This is a genomic window from Mycobacterium sp. TH-M11, assembly GCF_057473725.1.
Window position 1 is genome coordinate 1 of the sequence record NZ_JBYCLD010000366.1, and the last position, 3,016, is coordinate 3,016.

The window sequence follows — 3,016 nt, forward strand, 5'->3', positions numbered from 1 at the left end:
GACGACCGCACAAGGTGGACGGCATCAGACCATCGTGCCTGGTGCGCTCGCGGTGATATCGCATGCGGTCACGATTCCAAAAAAGAGTGCCACCCCAGAGGCGGTGTTGGTGTGGCGGTGTTGGTGTGGCGGTGTTGGTGTGGCGGTGTTGGTGTGGCGGTGCTGGTGTGGCGGTGCTGGTGTCTAGCCCTGTGGCCGCTTGCCGTTGGCGACCTCTTCGGGGTAGTCGTCGTAGAACGGCACATAGCCCTCGTCACGCCCGGCCAGCACGTACACCGGATCTTCGATGCCCGCGTCGTAGGCCTGCTCGCGCAGATCGACCTTGCGGCTTTTGAACGTGGTGGTGTGTTCCATCGACTCGACCAGCCGGACGAACAGCGGCAGCGCGTACGCCGGCAACTTCTGGTAGACGGTCTGGGCGAGCGAGTTACCGTCGAATTCGGCGCCCGCACGCAGCTTGACCGCGGCCATCCCGGCGCGGCCGCCGGTGCGCGGAACCTCCACCCCGAAGACCGTGCACTCCTCTATCGCCTTGTCCGAACTCAGCGCGCGCTCCACCTGAGTGGTGGCCACGTTTTCGCCCTTCCAGCGGAAGGTGTCGCCGAGTCGGTCCACGAACGCGGCATGTCCCATGCCCTGCGGGCTCATCACGTCACCGGTGTTGAAATAGCAGTCCCCGTCGCGAAACGCATTGCGCACCAACTTCTTTTCACTAGCGCTCTTATCGGTGTAGCCGTCGAAGGGCTGCAGCCGGTTGACCGGGCTCAGCAGCAGACCGGGTTCGCCGGCCGGCACCTTGTACACCCAGCCGTCGTCGCCGCGCAGCGGTTCGCCGGTGTCTGCGTCGTAGGCGACATAGGCCACCGGCATCGGCGCCCATCCCGCTGACCGCGGCACGTTGAACACGTTGATAAAGGCCGTGTTTCCCTCGCTGGCCGCGTAGAACTCGCACACCCGGCCGATACCGAACCGGGCGGTGAACTCGTCCCAGATCTCGGGACGCAGCCCGTTGCCCGCGATCAGGCGCACCGCGTGGGCGCGATCGGTCGGCTTCTCGGGCTGGTTCAACAGGTAGCGGCAGACCTCGCCGATATAGATGAAAGCCGTTGCCTTGCTGGCGATCACCTCGTCCCAGAATTTCGACGCCGAGAACGATTTACCCAGGGCCAGCGTGGCTCCGGAATTGATCACCGATCCGACCGCGACCGTCAGAGCGTTGTTGTGGTAGAGCGGCAGGCAGCTGTACAGCGTGTCAGAACCCTTGAGCCGCAGGCCAAGTCCGCCGAACACCGCCAGCGCGGACAACCATCGCTTGTGGGTCATCACGCTGGCCTTGGGATGGCCGGTGGTGCCCGACGTGAAGATGTAGAACGCGGTGTCCTTGGCCAGCACCGCCGACGCCGACGGCGGGTTGACGGTCGGCGCGGTGGCCGCCAGCCGCGCCATCTCCTCGATCGTGACCGGGGCGATCGTGGCGTCGCCGCACTCGTGCACCGCGTCGACGAAATCGGATTCGACCACCAGCGCCTTGGCCCTGAGCAAGCCGATGCTGTGCGCGAGCACGTCGCCGCGCTGGTGGTAGTTGAGCATCCCGGCGACCGCACCGCACTTGACCGCGGCCAGCATCATCAGCACCGCGTCGGGCGAATTGCGCAGCATGATCCCGACGACGTCGCCACGGCCGACACCGCGGGCGGCCAACACGGCCGCGTAGCGATTGGCGGCGACATTGGCCTCGCGGTAGGTCAGCTGCTGGTCGCCGAACCGGATGAAAACCCGATCACCGTAGCGGGCGGCCCGGTCCTGGAAGATCTTGCCGATCGAGATCTTGACGTTCGGCTGCGCCCGCACCAGCGTGAGCATCCCGCGGGCGATCACCGGAAGGTCGGCCAACAGTGCGGGCGCCCGGTTCGCGATATCGATCAGCCCAACCGACGTGCCGGAAACCGACGTGGCGGAACCGGATTTGTTCTCGGACATGGCGGTCAGCCTATCGATCGTCAGCAAAGACCGTCAGCGGGGTTCGCACGCCGCCAGCGCGGCGCCGATCTCGTCGACGACCAGCAGGCGGTCCGTGGCGACCTGCGAGACGTATCCGCTCGTCACCAGGCCGTCCAGCCAGGCGCGCAGCCCGTCGTAGTGCCCGCCGGGATCCAGCAGCACCACCGGCTTGGCGTGCATGCCGAGGTATCCGCCGGTCCAGACCTCGAAGAACTCCTCGAGCGTGCCGATCCCGCCGGGCAACGTGATGAAGGCGTCGGCGCGGTCTTCCATGATCTGTTTGCGCTCACGCATGGTGTCGGTGACGATCAGCTCGTCGGCGTCGTGGTCCGCGACTTCGCGCCGCACCAGCATCTTGGGTATGACGCCGACGGTCCAGCCGCCACGGGCGCGGGCGGCGCTGGCCAGCGCTCCCATCGCCGAGACGTTACCGCCGCCCCAGATCAGGGTCCAGCCGCGTTCGGCGATCGCCTCGCCGAGTTCGGCGGCCAGCGCCAGCAATTCCGGATGCGTAGGCCCTGATGCGCAGTAGACGCAGATTGCGTGCACAGTCGAAACGTAGACCACCGTTGTCGCCGAGCGCATTTGGGCCTAACCGCATGCGCTTGGGTGCGCGCGCCATAAAATCCGGCGGTGCCGAATGCTTGGGTGGTCGCGCCGCGCGAATCCGCGCAGCGCGATGTCACCGCCGCCTTGGACGATCCGCGACATGCCGGCGTGGTGATCCTCGGTGCTGATGGTGCCGGCAAGACGGCGCTCGCCCGCGGCGCCGCCGCGCCGGACGCCCGCTGGGTGATCGGCACCGCCACCGAGCACGACATCCCGTTCGGCGCCTTCCGCGGGCTGCTGGCCGGCGCAGACCTCGCCAACGCCACCGCCCGACCGGCCGAGCTGCTGCGCGCCGCGCAGGACCGGCTCGTCGGCGACGAGCGGGGCTTCGTCGTCGACGACGCCCACCTGCTCGACCGGCTGTCCGCCGCGCTCGTCTACCGGCTGGCACTCAGCGGGTCGACGC

At 67.5% G+C, this 3,016-nt stretch carries 2 protein-coding genes and 1 pseudogene; 1 reads left to right on the forward strand and 2 read right to left on the reverse strand.

Annotated elements, in window-relative coordinates; translation table 11 throughout:
* Nucleotides 1-183 precede the first annotated feature (183 nt).
* Together fadD6 and AC2VOG_RS14685 are read right to left on the reverse strand one after the other, a co-directional pair.
* Nucleotides 184-1,980: a long-chain-acyl-CoA synthetase FadD6 gene (gene fadD6 / locus AC2VOG_RS14680; protein ID WP_486940618.1), complete on the reverse strand. Its 1,797-nt coding sequence runs from the start codon at nucleotides 1,978-1,980 to the stop codon at nucleotides 184-186.
* 33 nt (nucleotides 1,981-2,013) lie between these two features.
* Nucleotides 2,014-2,586, reverse strand: coding sequence for an LOG family protein (locus AC2VOG_RS14685; protein WP_486940619.1), 573 nt, complete (start codon nucleotides 2,584-2,586; stop codon nucleotides 2,014-2,016).
* Between the two features lie 48 nt (nucleotides 2,587-2,634).
* On the opposite strand from AC2VOG_RS14685, the pseudogene AC2VOG_RS14690 reads away from it, so the two are divergent.
* Nucleotides 2,635-3,016 (forward strand): annotated as a pseudogene (locus AC2VOG_RS14690) (AAA family ATPase); the annotation flags it as partial.